Origin of the sequence: Streptosporangium sp. NPDC049046 (genome assembly GCF_040649155.1) — a bacterium.
Lineage (GTDB): Bacteria > Actinomycetota > Actinomycetes > Streptosporangiales > Streptosporangiaceae > Streptosporangium.
Map to the genome: position 1 here is coordinate 268,868 of NZ_JBEZEZ010000010.1, position 20,037 is coordinate 288,904.

General features: G+C 66.9%; 21 protein-coding genes. 6 read left to right on the forward strand and 15 right to left on the reverse strand.

Going from position 1 to position 20,037, the window contains the following annotated elements:
- Positions 1-11: 11 nt before the first annotated feature.
- The 7 genes from AB0B96_RS16980 to AB0B96_RS17010 form a co-directional block, all read right to left on the reverse strand.
- Positions 12-1,235 (reverse strand): tyrosine-type recombinase/integrase, encoded by a 1,224-nt coding sequence (locus tag AB0B96_RS16980; protein ID WP_362899559.1) that lies wholly within the window; start codon positions 1,233-1,235, stop codon positions 12-14.
- Positions 1,232-1,408, reverse strand: a complete 177-nt coding sequence (locus AB0B96_RS16985; RefSeq protein WP_350976569.1) for a helix-turn-helix domain-containing protein — start codon at positions 1,406-1,408, stop codon at positions 1,232-1,234. The genes AB0B96_RS16980 and AB0B96_RS16985 overlap by 4 nt, the downstream gene beginning before the upstream one ends.
- Positions 1,395-2,777, reverse strand: a complete 1,383-nt coding sequence (locus AB0B96_RS16990; protein WP_362899561.1) for a replication initiator — start codon at positions 2,775-2,777, stop codon at positions 1,395-1,397. Before AB0B96_RS16990 ends, AB0B96_RS16985 begins: the two co-directional genes overlap by 14 nt.
- Positions 2,778-2,874: 97 nt before the next feature.
- Positions 2,875-3,027, reverse strand: a complete 153-nt coding sequence (locus AB0B96_RS16995) for a hypothetical protein (protein ID WP_362899563.1) — start codon at positions 3,025-3,027, stop codon at positions 2,875-2,877.
- The gene (locus AB0B96_RS17000) at positions 3,024-3,683 is read right to left on the reverse strand and encodes a DUF2637 domain-containing protein (protein WP_362899565.1); all 660 of its coding nucleotides are present in this window, start codon (positions 3,681-3,683) and stop codon (positions 3,024-3,026) included. The genes AB0B96_RS16995 and AB0B96_RS17000 overlap by 4 nt, the downstream gene beginning before the upstream one ends.
- A gap of 35 nt (positions 3,684-3,718) precedes the next feature.
- Positions 3,719-5,041, reverse strand: a complete 1,323-nt coding sequence (locus tag AB0B96_RS17005) for an FtsK/SpoIIIE domain-containing protein (RefSeq protein WP_362899567.1) — start codon at positions 5,039-5,041, stop codon at positions 3,719-3,721.
- Positions 5,034-5,387 carry a hypothetical protein gene (locus tag AB0B96_RS17010; RefSeq protein WP_362899569.1) on the reverse strand — a complete coding sequence of 118 codons (354 nt, stop codon included), beginning with the start codon at positions 5,385-5,387 and terminating at the stop codon, positions 5,034-5,036. Before AB0B96_RS17010 ends, AB0B96_RS17005 begins: the two co-directional genes overlap by 8 nt.
- Positions 5,388-5,514: 127 nt before the next feature.
- Between AB0B96_RS17010 and AB0B96_RS17015 the strand changes: the two genes are divergently transcribed.
- Positions 5,515-5,853: a winged helix-turn-helix domain-containing protein gene (locus AB0B96_RS17015; protein WP_362899571.1), complete on the forward strand. Its 339-nt coding sequence runs from the start codon at positions 5,515-5,517 to the stop codon at positions 5,851-5,853.
- An 8-nt stretch (positions 5,854-5,861) separates the two neighbouring features.
- On the opposite strand, the gene AB0B96_RS17020 is transcribed toward AB0B96_RS17015, so the two are convergent.
- Both AB0B96_RS17020 and AB0B96_RS17025 read right to left on the reverse strand, forming a co-directional pair.
- Positions 5,862-6,038 carry a hypothetical protein gene (locus AB0B96_RS17020; RefSeq protein WP_362899573.1) on the reverse strand — a complete coding sequence of 59 codons (177 nt, stop codon included), beginning with the start codon at positions 6,036-6,038 and terminating at the stop codon, positions 5,862-5,864.
- On the reverse strand, positions 6,035-6,256 hold the full coding sequence (locus tag AB0B96_RS17025) for a hypothetical protein (protein ID WP_362899575.1): 222 nt from the start codon (positions 6,254-6,256) through the stop codon (positions 6,035-6,037). The genes AB0B96_RS17020 and AB0B96_RS17025 overlap by 4 nt, the downstream gene beginning before the upstream one ends.
- Before the next feature lie 153 nt (positions 6,257-6,409).
- Between AB0B96_RS17025 and AB0B96_RS17030 the strand changes: the two genes are divergently transcribed.
- Together AB0B96_RS17030 and AB0B96_RS17035 are read left to right on the forward strand one after the other, a co-directional pair.
- Entirely contained in the window at positions 6,410-7,150 is a 741-nt protein-coding gene (locus tag AB0B96_RS17030; protein ID WP_362899577.1) for an XRE family transcriptional regulator, read from the forward strand.
- Between the two features lie 3 nt (positions 7,151-7,153).
- Entirely contained in the window at positions 7,154-7,630 is a 477-nt protein-coding gene (locus AB0B96_RS17035) for an NUDIX domain-containing protein (protein ID WP_362899579.1), read from the forward strand.
- Here AB0B96_RS17035 and AB0B96_RS17040 read toward each other — a convergent pair.
- From AB0B96_RS17040 to AB0B96_RS17050, 3 genes are all read right to left on the reverse strand, one after another.
- Positions 7,598-8,164: an HD domain-containing protein gene (locus AB0B96_RS17040; RefSeq protein WP_362899581.1), complete on the reverse strand. Its 567-nt coding sequence runs from the start codon at positions 8,162-8,164 to the stop codon at positions 7,598-7,600. The genes AB0B96_RS17035 and AB0B96_RS17040 overlap by 33 nt on opposite strands.
- 67 nt (positions 8,165-8,231) lie before the next feature.
- Complete coding sequence (locus tag AB0B96_RS17045) at positions 8,232-8,708, reverse strand: GntR family transcriptional regulator (RefSeq protein ID WP_362899583.1); 477 nt, start codon at positions 8,706-8,708, stop codon at positions 8,232-8,234.
- Between the two features lie 4 nt (positions 8,709-8,712).
- A complete protein-coding gene (locus AB0B96_RS17050; protein ID WP_362899585.1) occupies positions 8,713-9,057 on the reverse strand; it encodes a hypothetical protein in 345 nt (114 codons plus the stop codon).
- A gap of 164 nt (positions 9,058-9,221) precedes the next feature.
- Here AB0B96_RS17050 and AB0B96_RS17055 point away from each other — a divergent pair, with 164 nt between their 5' ends.
- The gene (locus AB0B96_RS17055; protein ID WP_362899587.1) at positions 9,222-9,956 is read left to right on the forward strand and encodes an XRE family transcriptional regulator; all 735 of its coding nucleotides are present in this window, start codon (positions 9,222-9,224) and stop codon (positions 9,954-9,956) included.
- 167 nt (positions 9,957-10,123) lie between these two features.
- Here the strand turns inward: AB0B96_RS17055 and AB0B96_RS17060 are convergent, their stop codons facing one another.
- The 3 genes from AB0B96_RS17060 to AB0B96_RS17070 are packed head-to-tail and all read right to left on the reverse strand — an operon-like array spanning position 10,124 to position 12,464.
- Positions 10,124-10,588, reverse strand: coding sequence for a macro domain-containing protein (locus AB0B96_RS17060; RefSeq protein ID WP_362899589.1), 465 nt, complete (start codon positions 10,586-10,588; stop codon positions 10,124-10,126).
- Positions 10,585-11,454, reverse strand: a complete 870-nt coding sequence (locus AB0B96_RS17065; RefSeq protein ID WP_362899591.1) for a hypothetical protein — start codon at positions 11,452-11,454, stop codon at positions 10,585-10,587. The genes AB0B96_RS17060 and AB0B96_RS17065 overlap by 4 nt, the downstream gene beginning before the upstream one ends.
- Positions 11,451-12,464: an IS481 family transposase gene (locus AB0B96_RS17070; RefSeq protein ID WP_362899593.1), complete on the reverse strand. Its 1,014-nt coding sequence runs from the start codon at positions 12,462-12,464 to the stop codon at positions 11,451-11,453. The genes AB0B96_RS17065 and AB0B96_RS17070 overlap by 4 nt, the downstream gene beginning before the upstream one ends.
- 853 nt (positions 12,465-13,317) lie before the next feature.
- On the opposite strand from AB0B96_RS17070, the gene AB0B96_RS17075 reads away from it, so the two are divergent.
- Both AB0B96_RS17075 and AB0B96_RS17080 read left to right on the forward strand, forming a co-directional pair.
- Positions 13,318-16,128, forward strand: a complete 2,811-nt coding sequence (locus AB0B96_RS17075) for a helicase-related protein (RefSeq protein ID WP_362899595.1) — start codon at positions 13,318-13,320, stop codon at positions 16,126-16,128.
- Positions 16,129-16,130: 2 nt separating this feature from the next.
- Positions 16,131-19,964, forward strand: coding sequence for an N-6 DNA methylase (locus AB0B96_RS17080; RefSeq protein WP_362899597.1), 3,834 nt, complete (start codon positions 16,131-16,133; stop codon positions 19,962-19,964).
- Positions 19,965-20,037: the final 73 nt, after the last annotated feature.

Genomic DNA, 20,037 nt, shown 5'->3' on the forward strand with positions numbered 1-20,037 from the left:
CGGTGGGGCTTTCAGGGCACATCCAGGGCACTTCGGCCCGTCGCCCACGCGTCCTCGATGACCTGCCTCATGCGGTCTTCGCTGGAGGGCATGAGGTGCGTGTAGGTCCGCAGGGTGAACCCGGGGTCCGCGTGCCCGAGGAAGTCGGCCACCGCCTTGATGGACACACCCCGCTCCAGGAGCACCGAGGCGAAGTGATGGCGGAGCATGTGGAAGCCGTTCTCACGGGTCGTCGGGATGCCCGCCTTGATCAGGGTCGGCTTCCAGACGAAGCGGTTGAACTCGGTCCGGTTGATCAGGCTGTGCAGCCTGGTCGTGAAGATCAGCTCTGCCGAGTGCGGCGGCCCTTCCAGCATTCGCCAGGGCAGTGTGATCTCGACCGGAGGGAAGGCCAGTTGGTGATCGGAAAGCCGCAAGGCAAGGCTCTCCGGCAGCGGAACGTCACGGACCTTGCCGCCCTTGGGCGGGGCGAAGAGCATCTGACGGTCCTTCAGCATCTTGACCTGCCGCCGCACGTGGACGACTCCGGCCGCCAAGTCGATGTCGTCGACGGCCAGGCCGAACGCCTCGCCTTGCCGGAGTCCGAGCGTCGCAGCCGCCTGGACCATGACCTCGTAGCGTCGTGCGACGGCACCGGCGACGGTCTTCACCTGCTCCACCGACCAGGGCGTGATCTTCTTGGACTCCGCTCTCGGCGGCTTCACCGATCCCGCGTGACAGGGGTTCTTGGGGATCACCCCGTCGTCCACGGCGGCGTTCAGGAGCGCGGACAGGTGGGCGAAGACGGTCCGGACGTAGTTCGGGGCGAGCTTCTTCTGAAGACCGCGCAACCACGCCTGAAGAAGGCTGGGACGCAGCGCCCGCAGCTCCCTCTCCCCGAGGACGGGATAAACGTGGAGCCGTAGACGGATCTCCACTAGCTCGTACGACGACCGGTCGAAGGTCTGGGCCTCAAGCCAGTTCTCGCCGTACTCCCTGACCGTGATCTTTCCGGCGTTCGGATCGATGTAGGTACCGCGGTTCAGCTCGTTCGTGATCTGTGCGTCGAACGCCTCCGCGCAGGTGTTCGCGTCCTGGCCGGCCTTCTTGGCGAAGTTCCTCTTGCGCTGGCTTCCGGACTCGTCACGCCAGCGCACCTGCCACCGATCGCCGATGCCGTACTCGGAGCTGCGGACCTTCTTCGTGGTGCCGTCAGGCTGCTTCACCATCTTGTGCCAGCGGTCGTAGACGGTCACGGCTGCCTCCGCACCCAGGCCACGACGTCTTCCGGCAGGTAGCGAACATGACGGCCGACCTTGTGACTCTCCGGACCGGTGCCGAGGTGACGCCACTGGTAGAGCGTGGCGACGGGCACTCGCAGGAAGCGCGACGCCTCGGCCACGCCCCAGAGGCTGTCATCGAGAGTCATGCGACCCCCAGGGATGCGACGTACCGGTAAGGGCACTCACCAGAAGCGCGTCACCGACGGAGAACCCCTTGCCTGCGTACTCCCAGTTGGTGATGACGATGACGGTGTCCTCGTCGAAGAGGGGCAGGCGTCCGGTGGTGACCTCTTCGGTGCGGGCGAAGTCGCGGCGTTCGTCGCGGATGGAGCCGATGGTGATGGAGTAGTGGCGGGAGCGGGTGGAGAAGTGGCCGCGGAAGCCCAGCATGTGGGACCAGTGGGCAAGGCGGAGATCGGCCAACTCGTCCAGGGCGCCCAGGCGCTGGCATTCGGCGATGAGGCGGCGGGGATGGTCGCGGAGGTTGAAGGCGGCCAGGTCGTCGAGGGGGTTGATGCGCCGGTCCAGGGTGCCGACGCACTCGGCGGCTTTGGTGGCGTACTTGGCGATGTAGCCGGCCACGGCCTGGTCGGAGAGTTCGCCGTCCATGGTGATCTGACGGACGTCGAGCTGCTGGCCCCAGCGCAGAATGCGCGCCGGTTCGTCGCCTGTCGCGGGAACGGTCACGGTCACCGCTCGGACGGCGTGCTGTACGGCGTGCGTCAGCATCTCCGCCGTCGCCCAGCCCGGAGGCGGTGAGCCGGGTCCGTCCGGCCCGTCGAGGCGGATGACGGCGTGGAAGTGGACGACCCCGCGCTTCTGGTACTCGGCGACTTTGGCGAAGGAGATCGTCAGGCGCTCGCGGAGCTCCCGCAGGGTCAGGCCAGCCGTCTTGGCGACGCGTCGCCGCAGAGCGTCGGTGAAGCGCTGCCAGAGCTTCGGGGAGACCGCGTTGAACAGCACCGATCCCGTGTACTCGTAGCAGTCCGGGCACAGCGGTTCACCGAGACACGATTCGTCGGCTCCGTGTCGGGTGGTGCAGGATATGACGCGCCCGTGCGAGCAGGTCTGCGCGTCGCGGCGGGCGTGGCAGGGCAGGGTCTTGCCGTTCTTCTCCCGTCGGGTGTGGACGACTCCGAATGATGGGGCTGTCAGGGTGATGAACAGGCACGGGTGTGCGGTGACCGAGGTCGGGACACCCTTGCCGCCCACCAGGCCCGCGCGGATCAACTGGTAGGTGTCGGCGCGGTAGACCTCGGCGCAGGCCGGGCAACGGGAGGCGCGGCGGGTCTTGCACGGCAGGTGCAGGACGCCTTCGGGTTCGGTGGCGGTGGTGTAGCGGTGCAGGAGCCGGCCGGTGGCGCGGTCGACGTGCAGGACGCGGCCCCGCATGTGGATGGGCTGGCGACAGCCGCCGGTGGCGCGGAGCCGAGCGGCCCAGCGGGGGTACTTCGGATCGTTCAGGCGAGTGATCATGCCTGCGATCGCGTGCGTGTCGGGGCGTGTTGTGGGCAAGATGGTCTCCTCCTTTCACTCGTTGGGTGAGGGGGATGGCCCCCGACCTGGCAGGCGTCTTGGCGGATGTACGGCCAGGCCGGGGGCGCCGACGGTTTCAGCAGAAGCCGAGACCGTCGCAGGACTCGCAGGTGATGCCGTGGCTGTCGAGGCCGGTGCCCCCGCAGTCGCAGCACCGCCACCGCTTGGGCGCGATCAGCGCGGGCGGTTCCTGCTCGCTGTCGTGCGCGGGTGTGAGGTCTTCTTTCATCGGGCGGCCTCGGAGGTGGTGCGCAGGGTGCGCAGCAGGTCAGAGGCGAGCTGGTTGGACACGCCCAGGCGGGCGCGCAGGGTGTCGCGGCTGATCGGCTTGCCCTGGGCGTTCTGGTACTCGGCGGCCACGCGGCGGGCATAGTCGACGAGTTCCGAGGACGGCCCGTCCGCGGCTTCGTCCTGGCCGTCCTTGTCGTCCTGGGTGGCGGGGACGAGGGCGGGCACCGGGGCCAGCTCGGAGGACGGGGATGGGGACGGTTCGAGGCTGGGGCCAGAAGCGCGGCGTTCGAGCATGGAGACGGCGATTAGGAACGCGCCCGCCGGGGTGGCGGCGGTGATCCAGCCCCAGGTGGAGGCTTCGGCTTGGTGGAGGTTGGCGGACAGGGACAGGACGATGCCGAGGATGAGGACGAGGGTGGGCCAGGAGGCCAGGCCGTCCCGGACGCGTCCGGTCTTCTTGTCGCGCTGGCGTTCGCGGGCGGCCATGACACAGGTGAGGTCGACGCACACGGCGACGGCCCAGGCCATCCAGCCGCTCTGTCCGTGTTCGGTGGCGGTGTCGCGGATGTGGGTGAACGAGCCGGCCCCGGCGATCGCGGCCAGAAGGATCACTGGTCCGGAGTCGAGCAGGGCGGCGAGCAGGTTTCGCGTCATGGTTCCTCCCTTCAGAAGTCAGTGGGTACGGGGGGTTAGGCGGGGACGTCGACCGGTTGGGCGGCGGTGAGGTCGTCCCAGGACGGGGTCAGGTGCGCGTAGGTCTTGGCGGCGTGTTCGGCGGTGTTCTCGGCGACGTAGAAGGAGCGGGCCCGGTACCACTGGCCGTCTTGGGAGGCGACGATCGCGACGCCGGGGGTTTCGGCGGGGATCGCGCGGGCGGAGACCAGGGCGGCGGGGTCGAGGTCGCCGAGGGTCATGGTCGCGGTTTCAGGGTCGTTGACCCGGTGGCAGATGCGTCCCGAGCACTGGGCGCGCAGTGCGGTGACGCCGGGGCCGAGGTCGGAGCCGATGCGCTGGCCGGAGCAGAACAGGTAGATCCCGAACGCGCGGCCGAGCTGTCCGATGCGCAGCAGTGCGGTGGAGGTCCTGGCGATGTCGTCCTTCTCGGACTTGTCGGCCATCAGGTACAGCTCGGCCAGCTCGTCGACGAGTACCACGACCGGAACCGGGCGCACCGCCGGAGGGGGCTGCCAGATGTTGCGGGCGCCGGTCATCCGGCACAGGCCCATCCGGTCGATCATCATGCCGATCAGGTCGGCCAGCAGCCGGGTGCATTCGGCGCGCTCGGTGGCCAGCGCGGACAGGCGTGCGGCGTAGGGGGTGAACTCCACGCCGCCTTTGAGGTCGAAGCCGACCAGGGCGACCGGTTGCGGGGCCAGGCCGACGAGCAGGGCGTTGGCGAGGTTGGACTTGCCGGACTGGGTGGCTCCGGCGTTGATCCAGTGCGGCACGGTCCGGAAGTCGATCACCCAGGGTTTGCCGGTCTCCAGCCGTCCCACGGTGACCTTGAGCAGGTCGGTGGAGGGCGGTAGCCGGTCGACCTGGACGAGGGGGTCGCGGATGGTGGTGTTGATGACGAGTCGTCCGGGGCGGGGTGAGGAGACGCGGACGGCGTGCACGCCCCAGGAGTGGGCGAGGCGTTCGGCGGCCTGGGCGTAGTCATCGGGGATCTGGCCTTCCAGCAGGTGCAGGGTGGCGCGCCAGCCGTGCCGGGTGGGCATGGGCAGCCACATCCAGGGTTTGGTGTCGACGGCGACTCGGCGAAAGCGGCGCCGTACCTTGACGGTGCCGGTGGAGACGAGGGCGCCGGGGGTGAGGGTGAAGGCCCAGCGCGCCCGCTTCTTCGTCAGCCCGCACCCGAGGGCGACCTTGCGCCAGGTGGCGCGAACGCTGAGCGCGGTGAGCGGGTAGGCGGCGACCAGCCAGAACGACCGGCGATGAAAGCGCCGCCACGCCCACAGAGTGACCGCGATGGAGGCCAGGACGATGAGGGCGAGCCTCAGGGAGTCAGGCACCCTGCTCTCCCGCGGGGATGCCGGAGACGGGGACGATGGAGGTGGCTTTGTAGCTGATACCCCATCGCGAGGCGCCGTTCTGCGGGATCTCCCAGACGTAGCCGACCATTGCGGTCGGCACGACGTCCTGGCCGGGAGCGATCGGGGGTTGTCCGGAGGTTCCGACCTTGACCAGTTCGATCCGGCCCAACTCGTCCTCGGCGAGCAGGACGGACTCGTAGATCTTGTTGCCCTCCTTGTCGGTCTTGATCTTGCCGGTGTCCTGGTCGACCACGCGGGGACGGGCGGCCTTGACGCAGGTGAAGCGGAGTCGGTGGACATCGACGGGGATCGGGATGTTGCGCATGGATGTACCTCCTTATTTGGCTAGGACAACATAGTCAACCTAGTTGCCATGGGTGTCAATGGTCGCGTGGTTGGCTTGGTCGCGCCTTTGTGCTGAACTAGGGAGCACTCGCGACAGAAGAGGGGCGATGGTCAAGAACACCGGGCGACCCGGCTATCTGCAGATCGCCGACGACCTGCGCGAGCAGATCCGGCGCGGCACCTTGGCACCCGGAAATCCGCTGCCGTCCACGACCCAACTCGCCACGACGTACGAGGCGTCGCTGAGCGTGGTGAAACTCGCCGTCGGGGTGCTACGAAACGAAGGGCTGGTCATCGGCCAGCAGGGCAAGGGCGTCTTCGTCCGCGACGACGCCGCCCCGGCTTTGCCGCCGGCTGCGGAGGAGCTGGCCGAGATGCGGGCCACACTGCGGGATCTGTCGCAGCGCCTGGAACGGGTGGAGTCGAAGTTGGCCGAGCGCGAGTAGTTCGCCGCTCATCCGCGCACGTGGCAGCCAGTGACCCGCCGCGCCAAGCCCGCCGCCCGGGTCGGAGGAACGCCGCCCAGGGACATCCGCCGGTCCTCCTGGCACATGCCGACCATGACGAGCACGTAGCCGACCACTACGGCCGCCCCGAGGACGAGGCCGATGATCAGCGGGATCGTGGTCACGTCCAGTTCACCCCCGCCTCGGCAAGGTTGCGCGGCCGGCCGGCCGGGCGCCTGCTCTGCCCGCGCCGCTTGCTCGTCCGGCGCTTGGCCGCCTGCCCCTGACGCCGGATCCACCGGTCCCGGGCCAGGCACTTGCGGCAGGCGATCCGCCCCTCCTCCAGGGTCGCGCCGCACACGCAGGCGGGCGTCTCGTCGATCGGCCGAATGTCGTTGATCACGGTGTCTCTCCTCTCGATCGCTGCTGTTGCTGCCTTGCGATATCGAGAGTGCGGCACAGAGGCGGGACGAGATCACTACAGGATGGGACATGTTCAGGACGTCCGGTCTACGATTGCCACGTCCCTGGACGTCCCTTTTTACGGGCAGGTGAGATGGCGAACGAGCGGTTGCGCACGGCATTGCTGGAGCGGGGAACGACGATCGCCGAACTGGCCGAGGCCATCGAGGTGGACGCCAAGACCGTGGAGCGGTGGATCACCCAAAGCCGCACCCCCTACCGCAAGCACCGCTTCGCCGTCGCCAAGTACCTCGACGCCGAAGAGGCCTACCTCTGGCCCAACGCTCTGACGCCCAAACAGGCCGCCGCGGTCTCCGAGACCGAGATCGTCACCGTCTACCCGCACCGCTGGGCCGTGCCCCGGGACGCCTGGGGACGTCTGTTCTCCGCTGCCCGAGAAGAGATCGGCGTGCTGGTCTACAGCGGCACCTTCATCTCCCAAGACACCGGCCTCATGCGCCTGTTCGCCGACAAGGCCAAGGCAGGCGTACGGGTGCGAATCCTGCTCGGCGACCCCGATTCACCCGAGGTCGCCCAGCGCGGCGCGGACGAGGGCATCGGCGACGGCATGGCTGCCCAAATCCGGATGTCGCTGGTGCTGTACCGGCCGCTTCGCCAGGTCGAAGGGGTAGAGATTCGGCTGCACCGCACGGTGCTGTACAACTCCATCTACCGCGGCGATGACCAGCTTCTGGCCAACACCCACCTGTACGGCATGCCCGCCGGAGACGCACCCGTCCTGCACCTGCGCAAGGTAGTAGGCGGCGGCATGGTGTCCACCTACCTCGACAGCTTCGAAGCCGTCTGGGCCGGAGCCAGGCCGGTAGAGTCCTGACCCATGGCCCGCCGGATCGACTTCTACGACGACCCCTCCGCACCCGCACCCAACAGCCTGGTCCCCTCGGTCAACGTCGTCGTCACCAACGACGCCGGGGACATCCTGATGATCCACCGCACCGACAACGACAACTGGGCCGTCCCCGGCGGAGCCATCGACCTCGGCGAGTCCCTCCCAGCCGCGGCCATCCGCGAGACGCTGGAGGAGACCGGCATCACGTGCGAGATCACCGGCATCGTCGGCACCTACACCGACCCCAAGCACGTCATCCTCTACACCAGCGACGGCGAAGCCCGACAGGAGTTCTCCATCGTGCTCACCGGCCGCCCGCTCTCCGGCGAGCCAACGCCGAGTGACGAGTCCCGCGAAGTGCGGTGGGTGCCGCGCGGCCAGGTCGACTCACTGACCATGGACCGCTCGATGCGCATGCGCATCGGCCACTACCTAGCCGGCACCACCGGGCCGTACATCGGCTAGCGCGACCTGAACCGCCCGCACCGCCGAGGTGATGCACGGCGTCGCGTTGGCGATCGACCGGCTCACCAGATGCTCGGGACCGTACCGGGAATGGATCTCCGCCAACCGCACATCGACCTCCAGGGGAAGCCCGTCCGGGCTGGTGGTCATGTCGCAGTAGGTCAGCGCCTCCACCAGCTCCGGACGCTCCCGGTCGAACTCCTCGTTCAGCACGTCCAGCAGGCCGCGCTCGGTGGCCTCATAGACCGCGCACGAGTGATGCGCCACCAGCCGGACGAGCTTGTCATCGGCCTGATGCACCTCGCGCAGGTAACGGGCACCGTCGAGCGGATGGAACCCGGTGTCGACCAGCTGCGGCGCATACCCGATGTCATGCAACCAGGCCGAGGCGGTCAGCAGGTCGGACTCCTGGCCCAGGATCGGCGCCAGCGACTCGGCACGCGCGGCCACCCCTTGCGTGTGCGCCCACCGGCGCGGCAACGGCTGCTCCAGCAGCTCTTTGGCCAGGTCACGCGCCCACTCAGCTTGTCCCATGCGGTTCACGATAGACGCCGTCCCCCGAGGCGAATCCAGTGCGCAAGCCGAGACGTCCCAGGACGTCTCAGTCCGGGAGAGGACGGACAAACCGGCCCTTGCCATGAGCGGTCACGATCAACCCCTCGCGCTCCAGCTCACCGAGGGCATGGCGCACCGTGTTGCGCGAAGCCCCGTACTGCTGCCGAAGCGCGTTCTCACTCGGCAACGCCGCCCCGACAGCCAGGACACCCCCGCGGATCTGTGTCCGCAGATCCCTCGCGATCACCTGATACCGGTATTCCGCCGCGCCGACCTGGCGCCCCGCCTCCTTCACCACGCGCCCCTTGCCGGGCATCGTGACGATCAGCCCCTCGCTCTCCAGCATGGCCAGGCCACGACGGACGGTCGTGCGGGCCACGTGGAACTCCGCGACTAGGGCCGCCTCGGAGGGCAGAGCCCCGCCGGCCGGATACTCGCCAGAGGTGATCTTTTCGCGGAGCCGGTCGGCGATCTGAGGATAGACCAGCCCGCCGGTCAGCCACCTGCTCGTCTCAGAGATCATCGACTCAGGTACGGTACGCGTCGGCGATCTTGCTCAGATTGACAGTCAGAGGCTCCTGCTCACCCTGGCGCCAGCCCTCCCGGGCCGCGGTGGAAATCCGCTTGGCCGCACTCGCCAGACGCAGCGAAGAGGTCCGCTCATCCAGCTGGTCGCCCCAGTAGAACCAGTGGAACGCCGTCTGGACATAGACCCGCCGGATACGGAAGTGCCGGTCGACGACCTCCAGGCATGGCTGTCCGGTGTTGTCGACGATCAGAACGGTGGTGATCTCCAGCGAGGACAGCTGCTCGCGCAGCAAGGTCAGCAACTCCTGCTGGTGGGCGCGCTGTCTTTCTCGTGCGGTGGTCATGGATGTGCTCCTGTCAGCGTGGCGGGCGCAGTCCCTTGGGTGGGAGCCCGTGCCGACGAGCTTTGTCTTCCGGGGTCGGAGATCGACACCGCAACTTAGGGACGTCTAGGGACGTCTTATGTTAACGTCGCAGGCACTGACCGTGCCACGGGAGGTGCCATCCCATGAACGAGAACCTGCGCCACGCCCTCATCCGCGCGCGGCTCCAACCCCTCGACGTCGCCACCCACCTGACCGTCGACCCCAAAACCGTCACCCGCTGGCTGGCCGGCCGCATCCCCCACCCCCGCCACCGCCTGGCCGTCGCGGATCTTCTCGACGTCGACGAGAACGACCTGTGGCCTGATGCCATCCGCCACCGCTCAGGGCTCACCCATGAGTTGAAGGCCGTCTACCCGCACCGGTGGGCAGTGCCGGCGGACACTTGGCGCACGTTCTTCGCGTCCGCCACGACCAACATCGACATTCTTGTCTACAGCGGCTTGTTCCTCGCCGAAGACTCCGGACTCCTGCGCATCCTCACCGACCGAGCACAGGCCGGGGTACGCGTACGCATCCTGCTCGGCGACCCCGAAAGCCCACACGTGACAACCCGCGGCACCGAGGAAGGCATCGGCGGCGACGTCATGGCCAGCAGGGTCAGAAACGCCCACGCCCTCTACCGGCCACTCCAAGACGTCGAGCGAGTCGAGCTGCGGCTGCACCGCACGGTGCTCTACAACTCCATCTACCGCGCCGACAACGAACTCCTGATCAACCTGCACGCCTACGGCACCCGAGCCCCCGAAGCACCGGTCATCTACCTGACCCACACCGAAGCCAACAGCACCGCAACGACCTACCTGACCAGCTTCGAACACGTCTGGACCAGCGCCGAACCCGCAGGCCGGAGTCTCTGACAGCCAGCCCGCTCAAGATGTCGGGGCTCAGGACCCGTGCGACAGATCCGGCTCGAGAGGTGGGTGACACTCCAGCTAGATGATCTTCGATATGTTCTTGGGTGACAGTACCGCGGGTTGGTACGACCATGGATGTTGCGGGTTCGGTTCTTAGCGGAGCAAAACGGTTAGGGCAGGTCGTAGACCGTGACCGCGATACCGCGCTCGGTCAGCTGCTTGAGGATAAGCGGTTCGATGTGCTCCCAAGAGCCGCCTGCGAGACCAGCTCCGATCCGAGGCATGTGGACACTCGCGTGGAGGCTCAGCGATTCGTCGCCCAGGCGGGACAGGCAACGCTCCAGGGCGTCGTAGCGGACAGGCGGGCCGTCCTTGGTGGGCCGGATACCGTGCTGGCCGATCATGTTCGCGACCCACAGCCCGGGCTCGACCTGCACCAACCGGATTGCGCCCAGCTGGAAGTCGTCACCAGAGCGGTGCCAGGCTCGGTAGTCGGTTTCCGGCTGTGGCCAGTGCCGGGAGAGAGAAAGGACGAAGCCCCTGCCCCAGCCGCCGATGTCGTTGCACACGTGGCTGATGACCTTTGGTCCCTGGCCGTGGGGATGGGTCGCGTCGCCGGTCACATAAGAGATCACGGTGTGGAAGGTACGCCAGCCTCATGACATTCGTGTCCCACGCGATCATCGGTAGAAGATGTCCTGCGGATGCCGGGCATCGGAAGCTGCGGCTTTCGAACTTTGAACCGGGCGATGGGCTTGGTGGTGGTGCGGGCGACCTCGGCGATGACCTGGCCGGCGCGGGTGATGCGGAAGGTGCCGTCGGTGGCTTCGACGGTCACCGTCGCTCCGGCGTGACCGATACCGACGCCGATGCGCTGCCCGGCGACGGCGATCCAGCCGCGGCTGCTGACCCGCCGCTGCACCCGCAGCGGTTCGGCGGCCGGCCGGGGCGCGGGCCCGGCAGGGCGCGCATCGCGCAGCCGGGCCGTCTCATCCTCGGTGAGCGGATTGGGCAGGCTGCGCAGCAGCGTGGACCCGTCACTCAGGTGCAGCACGGCGCCCTCCAGGCGGACGGTCAGCCGGCGTCCAGCGAACGGCGAGCCGACCGGGAATGACCGGCCACCGAGGGAGACCACGTCGGAGGCGTTGACGGTCCGCTCCACCTCGATCGCCCCGCCGGCGCCGGGGCGGGCTGGTGCGGCGGGTTGGAGGCGAGTACCGCCCTCAGCGATCAGCTGCCGCAGATGCTGGAGGGTGAGCCGGGAGGGCACCTTCTTGATCCTCACCCCGGCGGCCAGCAGCTCGACGGTGCCGGCGTCGGCTCGCAGGGTGAGCGTCAGACCGGCACGGTGGGTGCCGAGCCAGAACTGCTGCCCGCAGACGGTCAGGTTGCCCGAGGCCGGCACGACCCGGGTGAACTCCACCGCCAGATCCACCGGATCGATTCCGTTCACCGGCATCACCGGCGTTGCTGTCTCGACCGGCACCGGTGCCACCGTCACCGGCTCATCGATGGTCTCAGGTGCGGGGGTGCTCCTGCGGCGCGCAGGTCCGCAGGCAGGCGCAGCGGCAGCCGCTCGCCGGAGCGGGGCCGGAATCGGTCGGTGGGGCGGGCCATGTCCAGCGCTTGGTGGGGGCGGTGGGTGTTGTAGTCGGCGACGAAGGCGTCCAAGACCTGCTGGGCGTGCTCGATGCTGTCGAACGGGCCGTGGTCGTTGAGCAGTTCGCGGCGCAGACTCTGGTGGAAGCGTTCGACCTTGCCGGTGGTGGTGGGCGAGTGCGGGCGGGTCAGCCGGTGGGTGATGGCGTTCTCGCGGCAGATCCGGTCGAACAGCACTTCTCCGCCGCGGCCGAAGCGGGCGGTGAACTGCTTGCCGTTGTCGGTCAGCAGCTCATCAGGGACGCCGTGGCGACTCAATGCGTCGACCAAGGCCAGGCACACAGCCCGGCCGGTGGGCCGCATCACCACGGTGGCGGCCACGCAGTAACGGGAGTGGTCGTCGACGCCGGTGACGATCTTGCATTCGGTGCCGTCGGCCAGCATGATCCCGCCGACGATGTCCATCTGCCACAGCTGCATCGGCTCAGAACGCTGCCAGCGCTTGTAATCCTCGCGCCGCCGCCCCCGAGGAGCGAGCTGCACCAGGCCATGACGCACCAGCACCCGATGCACCGTCGCCCGGGACGGCACCGGGCCGGGACAGGGGCGACGGGTCAGCTCCCACGCCAGCCGGCGGGCACCCCAGCGGGGATGGTTACGGCGCAGCTCACAGATCAACGCCTCCACCGCGGCCGGGGTTCGAGCCGGGGAGGTATGCGGGCGCGACGAGCGGTCCGACAACCCGTCCAGGCCCTGATCGCGATAGCGGCTCAGCCACCGGTGCACCGTTTGACGCGAGACTCCGAACCTGCGGGCGACCTCGGTGACGCTCGCCCCGGATGACACCTGCAGCACGGCTTGGTACCGCTGCTCGACCACGCTCAACTCCGCCAGCACTCGGCGAAGTGTCACACACGTCCTGAGCACGATCTGTCACGCAGGTCATGAGACCCGACACCAGCCCGCTCAAGATCGAAAGAAACTTATCTGTTCGTCTTTTAAAGGCGGCCCGCTGCGCGGCCCGCCGGGCGCGCCGACCGGTCTGCGTGCCCGGCTGCGGCTCTTCGGCCGGTCCGGGCACGCACCGCCCTGCGCGCCCTCAAAGCCGGGAAATCGCCAGTAAATGCCGTGACGATCGCTCACTTCGGTTCTCATGTCTCGGGCTGGGGCGATCGACTGCCGCGAACCGACTTCGTCGGCTCTTGCCACCGAACGACCGGGCCTGCCGAGCGCGTCCACGGCGCAGAGATCGTCAATGTCGACGACACGTGAAACTGACCCCCAGGCGACGCTCGGGTTCTAGTGCTTGTCGCAACACACCTGATCATGAAGGGCGTGTTGATGGCGAGGCGAGGGCCCAAGCGCAGGCTAGATGTGGAGTCGGAGTACTGGCAGCTGGTGCTGTCCGGCATGGGAACGGTCGGAGGCGTGTCGGGCTCTCGGAATCGGGCGCAAGACCAGCTACCGGTGGGGGCGAAGCACAGCGGGCTAACCAATATTAGGAGTCTCGCCGAATGTCACGCAATGAGAACAATTTGGACCAGGAAGTCGAGTGCTAGCCAGTGCCCATGTGATGTGGCTCCCGATAGCCTTACCTCCGGCCAATAGGAGCAAGTGGGGAGAGCACGCGGGCATGTTCGAGCGCGGAATGCGGGTGCGGCTCCGGGATCGGCTATGGGAGGTCGAAGGGGTTCGCGGGGGTGGGACAGAGACCTTCCTGGATCTCCGCCGAGCCGATGATCGCCCCGGTCCACGCCGTCTCACCGTGCTCGCCAAGGCCGAGCCTACCCTGAAGGCGGAAGCGGCGACTCGCCTTCGTTTCGAGCCGGGTAATCCCGTACGGCTCGCTGAGCTGCACGACGCCCTTGCACTCACCATGGCCCACGGGAAAGGTGACCTCCTCGCCGTTGAGCACGGACGCATCGATGTTGAGCCTTACCAACTCGTTCCGGTTCTTGCGGGATTGCGACGCCCGAAGGTCCGGCTGCTGATCGCTGATGATGTCGGTCTCGGTAAGACCATCGAAGCTGGCCTTGTCCTGCTGGAGCTTGCCCGACGTGGCCGTGCGGACCGGGTCCTCATCGCCTGTCCGGCGGGCCTGCAGGATCAGTGGGTCGAGGAGATGCGGTTCCGCTTCAACCTGGACTTCGCCAAGGTCGACAGCAAGAAATGGTTGGAGCTCCGCCGCGACAACCCAACCACGGTGAGTCCGTGGACGGCCGTGCCGTACGCGGTCTCCTCGATCGACTACCTGAAGAACAACCTCACCGCGATTCAGGCCGCTCCGCCGTTCGACGTAGTCATCATCGACGAAGCGCATCACGTGGCCCGTGCCTACGCGGGAGAGGGCCGTTCGTCGGCCACCGACCGAAGCCGCCTCGCTCGCACGCTCGCGGATCACAGTCGGGAACTGCTGCTGCTATCCGCCACGCCGCACAACGGCTACCCGGAGTCGTTCGCCAGCCTCTTGCAACTGCTGTCTCCGCACCTGGCCGCTGACGACGGACGCCTTGACCCGGAGCTGGTTCGTCCATACATCGTGCGTCGACTCAAGGACGACGTCGCCCGGGGCAACCCACCGCAGCCGATCAGCCGCCGCAATCCGCCGCAGCCGATCGAGGTCACTCCGACCGGCAGGGAGAAGGAGATCCATCAGCGGCTTCGTGGCCATAGCAAGCGTGTGCTGCGGGCGCTTCGCGGCAAGGACTCCTACTACGTTCAGGCCTTCGCCCTGGAGGTGCTGCGGAAGCGGGCGCTCTCCAGCCCGTATGCCCTGCGTGAGAGCCTGCGCCGCCGCGCGGAGAGCATGGGTGTGCCTGCTGTCGAGCACATCGGGCGCAGACGGCGGGACGCGTTGCAGCAGTATCGTGGGGATACGGTCCTTCCGGAGACCGAGCTCGGCACGGTCGAAGAGATTGCTCTCGAAGGCGTGGCGGCCCACCTTCCGGAGGAGGATCTTCAGGAAGAGCGCCGTCTTGTCGCGACCCTCCTGCAGATGGTCGAAGCGCTGACACCGGGGGATGACAGCAAACTCACCCGGCTGCGCGGCTGGCTGGAGGGTTTCCGCGCGGGACGCCGCGGTGAACGGGTCATCATCTTCACCGAGTACCGCGACACCCTGGACTATCTGGAGGCGAACCTCGGGCTCGGACCGGTGCTGCGCATCGACGGGCAGGTCTCGCTGGCGAAGCGGCGGGCGGTGCTTGAGCGGTTCGCCGCCACCCCTGGAGCCATCCTCCTGGCCACCGATGCCGCCGGGGAGGGACTCAACCTCCAGGACGCCTGCCACGTCGTGGTCCACTACGAACTTCCGTGGAACCCCAACCGGCTGGAGCAGCGCAACGGACGCGTCGACCGGTACGGCCAGCGGAACGTTGTCGAGATCAGCTACCTCTACCTGACCGACACCCGGGATGAGGAGATCCTGCAGCGGTTGCGCCAGAAGCTCGCGGTGATCTCCAAGCAGCTCGGTTCCAGCAGTGACGTGCTCGGCGTCGGTGGTCACAACGAGATCATCGACGGCCTGCTTGAGGACCTCTCCGACCAGGAGCTCGAGGAACGGCTCGAACGGGTCGCCCAGCAGGTTCGCGACTACTTGGAACGCACCGGCGCGCTCGCCCTCATGCAAGGCATGCGCAATGAAAAAGAGGCAGAAGCGGACACCACTGCCGCTCGTGAGCAGGCACGCTGGCTGCTCCCCGACTTCGAGGAGTTCCGGCGGCTGGTCACCTCCGTGGTCCAGCAAAGCGGTGGCCGGGTATCCGGCACCGGAGACGTGATCGAGATCAACGCCGGCCCGCTCCTCAGCCAATACCCTCAGGTTTCGGCGGAGCCGTTCCCGGCGACCTTCAGTCGTGCGGCGGCCCTTGACCCGGCGAACCGTGGGATTGCCTTCCTCACTCCTGTTCACCCCCTGGTCCGTGCCGTGCTGCAGCGTGTCCGGACCCGGCTCTACGACGAGCAGGCCTCCGATCGAGTTGTGGTACGTCCAGGTGTGGGAAACGAAGGATGGATCTTTACCTTCGTCGGCAGGATCGTCTCAGACGAGCGGAGAATCCTGGAAGAGCCGCTCATCCCGGTCTTCGTCCCGTGGGCAGCCGACGGCGTTCCCGGAGCTCCGAGCCAGGACGAGAACTTCGACATACAGCGGTTGCGGCAGCGAGGTGTCTCCGGGGGGAGCGAGACCGTCGAGAAGGCTCGGCAGAAGTTCTCCGCGGGCTTCGAGACCGCCGCGGCGCTTGCCCAACAGGAGGCGACCCGTCGGCTCCTCAAGCGGGCGGAACACATCCAGAGGCAGCTCTCAGCGGAGGCCGACCGCCTCAAGGCAGATATGGACCGCTGGCATCAAGCCGAGCTGGCGGAGGCTGAGCGCAGGTTCGCCTCCAGCTTCGGTGACATGGTGCAGTTCGGACTCTTCGCCGATCTCGGTCACGGGGGGTTCCACTCCCTGGAGGAGGCCAAGGCCATGGTCGACGCCGAGTTCGACCGCCGCCGTCAAGCGCTGTCCCGTGGGTTCGCGATCGCTGACGTGGACCCGGCTGAACCGGTGGGATGCATCGTGTGCGTGGAGGCCTGATTATGCTAAACATCACGGTCGCCGGAACGACCCTCTCCACTTACTATCTGTCCGACCCTGGTCTCTTCCTGCATGAGGAGCGGGGTCGGGTTGGGGCGGAGGACGCCGAAGCGGGCATCCGGGAAGCACGGCGGGAGCTCCGCCGCCTGATCGCCGACATCGACGAGACCAGTACGGCAGGCCAGACCCGTAAGTGGATGCTCACCTGGCTCGGCTCATTCGGCTGGCGGTTCCCCGCCACCCTCCCTGGAGTCGACGATCCGGTTACCGCACGGGGGGAGATGGACGACCTGGTATGGGTGCTGATCACGCCCCCTGGGCAGCACCTTGATACCGCACCGAGCGGACGGCGCACGGGAAAGCTGCGCCCGCAGCGCCAGGCCGAAGTGTGTGCCCGCGAGGGAACGTTGCCCGCCGTCCTGCTCAGCAACGGGTCGGAGCTGCGGGTGATCCGGCGTGACCCCGGGCTCGGGGGAGAGGCAAGCTATCTCGCTGTCGATCTCGCCGGGCTCGCGGAGCTGGGGGACGACCACGAGTGGAGGGTCTTGTGGGCGCTGCTCCGCCCCGAGGCCTTCATCCAGGACGGCAACAGGCAGTCCCTGTGGGACCGGGTCGAAATGGCCAGCGCCGATGCCGCCACCTCCGTCAGCGAGAACCTGTCGGGAGGCGTGCGAAAGGCCCTGAGGGCCATCGCGAACGGCGCGCTCGCTGACTGGCGTCGCCGCGGTGAGTCGGTTCCGGCGCCTCGGGAACTCTTCGCCGACGCACTCAAGATCGCATATCGGCTGCTGTTCGTCGCGTACGCCGAGGACCGCGGCCTGCTCCCGGTTGGGACGCCCGCCTATGACCACGGGTACTCTCTGCGCGGCCTCCGTAAACAGATCATCGATCCTGGCTCTGTGTGGACGCCCGACGGTGGATACCTGTGGAGCACGCTGCGTGCCCAATGGGGCATGCTTCGCGACGGCGCCGACGCCGGGGAGCTCCAGATCACGGCTTTCGACGGCGGGCTCTTTGATCCGGCGAAATGCCTCCTGCTCGATGCCCCGGCTCTGACCGTAGGCGACACCTTCGTCCGAGACGTCATCGACGCCCTTTCCTACACCGAGCCGATCAAGAGCGCCAAGGGGAGTCAGACCGTAGGGCGCCGCCCGGTCAACTACCGGGAGCTCGGCGTCGAGCAGCTCGGCAGCATCTACGAGGGCCTGCTCTCCTTCGAGTCACAGATCGCCGACGTGCCGAAGGCGCTGGCCCGGATCGGCCGCGGCCAGTCGGCCGTCTTCCAGGTCCTCGACGTCGATCGGCTCCCCGAGGGAGCCGATGTGCTGGAGCACTACGACGCGGGCACCTTCTACCTCTTCGAGGCGACTGGGCAGCGCAAAGGCTCCGGCTCCTACTACACCGCCCGTCCGCTGGCCCACTTCGTCGTCGGTGAGACGCTGCGCCCACTCACCGAGAACACCACCCCCGAGCAGATCCTCAACCTACGGGTCTGCGACCCCGCGATGGGGTCGGGCGCATTCCTGGTACCCGCCGTGCACCGGCTCACCGAGGCGTACGGTGAAGCCCTCGCGAGGGAGGGCGAGATCCTCGACCACAAGCTGGACGACGCCCAGCGGGCCGCCTACCGGCGCCTCATCGTCGAACGCTGCATCTACGGCGTAGATCTCAACCCTATGGCGGTGGAGCTGGCCAAGGTCTCCCTCTGGCTCGCCACGGCGGCAATCGGCAAGCCGTTGTCCTTCCTCGACGCGCACCTGCGGTGTGGTAACGCCGTTGTCGGCGCGAGCTTCGACAGCTGGGAAGGCGTTCCCGCGCCGGCGCAGGGCGGACGCGGAGGTAAGGCTGCTGCCCTGCCGGAGAACGACTTCCAGGCAACGCTATTCGAGCTGCCGGAACCCGACCTCGCCATGGTCACCCGGGTACGGCGGAGCCTCGCCACAGACCCCTCGGACGACCGGCTCCAGATCCGGGCCAAGGAGCAGCGCTTTACCCGCCTACTGAAAGGCGATGACTTCACCCGCCTCCAGGAGCTCGGAGACTGGTGGGTTGCTCCCTTCTACGAGGTCGAAAGGTTCAAGGGCAACAGCGCCCAATGGGTGAACCGCCGGAAGGATATCAAGGGCGGTAAGGAGCTCCCTCCACACCTGCACGGGGTAACCGAGCGCATCCGGAAGCAAGTTCGCCCCTTTCACTGGGAGGTCGAGTTCCCCGAGGTCTTCTTCGACAACGAGGGCAGGCGGCGGGCTAACGCAGGCTTCGACGTGATGATCGGTAATCCGCCGTGGGAGAGCATCACGTTCAAGGCCGCCGAGTTCTACGGCCGCTTTGACCCCTCGTATTCGCTGTTGAAGAAGAAGGATGAGAAGGAGGCGCGGCAGGCGGAGCTTGACGAGCGTCCAGAAGTGCAGGCCGCGGCGGAGCAGGCCGACATTCAGCTGTCTGGAGTGAAGAGCTTCATCGGAAAGTCCGGTGTCTACCGGATGCTGTATTCCCATGGGACGACGTTCAACTACTACCGGACCTTCCTGGAGCGGGAGCTGACTCTACTCGCGCCCGGTGGCCGGATCGGCCTGGTCATCGACTCAGGAGTGGTCTCCGACGCTGCCACTGCAGAGCATCGCCGGGAGTTGCTGGACCGCTGCACCGTGGAGCAGTTCGTGCTCTGTGACAACGTCAACGGCATCTTTCCGATCCATCGCAGCGAGCAGTTTCTGCTCCTGGTGGCGCGAAACGGTGGCTCGACGGACCCGCTGCTGTTCACCAGCGACGTCGCCTACCTGGAGCACCTGCTGGATCTTGAACGGCGTACCCTGCCCATCCCGCGCGCCACTATCCAGGCCCTCGCCCCCGAGACCCTTGCCATCCCGGACACCCGCGATCCTGAGCTGCTTGATCTCCTTACCACCATCTACGCGGGCAAGCCGTATCTCCTCGATGAGATGTCCGCCGGTAGTTGGTGGATCGACTGGGGACGTGAGTTTCATATGGACGACGATAAGCACCTCTTCGCAGTGGACGCGATTGGTCTACCGATGCGTGAGGGCAAGCACATCCACCAGTTTGTGCACCATTTTGCCGAGCCGACATATCATCTTAAGGAAGAAGTCGGTGAGCAAGCTCTTGTGAACCGTGTTAGGAAGCGGGCAAAAAAGAAGGACGTAAGAGGGCTGTCGCGGCATCGTGGAGAGGAAGGCTTGCTTGTAACTGGACCGCGGGGTGGAGTTCTGGAAATTCCGGCAGATCACTATCGTCCTGTCGTGCGGAGAAAGGCGAGTGCCGCAAATGAGCGGACGCTGATCGCCGCTGTGGTGCCTCCGGGAACAGCATTGGGTGACACGCTTCACTTCTTCTATAGATCAGAATTTGATCATGCGTCGAACGGATATCGGACGATCCTGAGCGCACAAGCAATGATGTTTGTGGTGGGGGTGCTAAACAGCGTAACGCTGGATTTCGTGGTGAGGCGGAAGGTCTCGAGTAATGTGAGTAAATCGGTTATGGCAACCGTTCCCATCGCAGATGTTCCGCTCGCTCACGGTCTGGGTGCGGAGATTGTACGACTCTCGGCCCGGCTGACCTGCCGTACGCCAGAGTTCGACGAGCTGGCCGAGGTGCTCGGCGTCGAGTGCGCCCCCTTGAGCAAGGCGGAAGAACGGGAGCTCCGAGCCGAACTGGACGCCCGCATAGCACACCTCTACGGGCTGTCGGCGGATCACCTGGAGCTGATTCTTGCCGACTTCAAGCAGAGCGCTGACAGCGAGGGCAGCCCGGTTCGTCCTGACGAGGACTACAAGAACCTCATTCGAAGGCATTTCATCCGTCTGGCCGATTGACGGCACCTTCGTTCCAAGCCGGTTTGTCGGTGGTATCCGTTACATTGATTGTTCAGGTAAGCCCCTGTTGTCA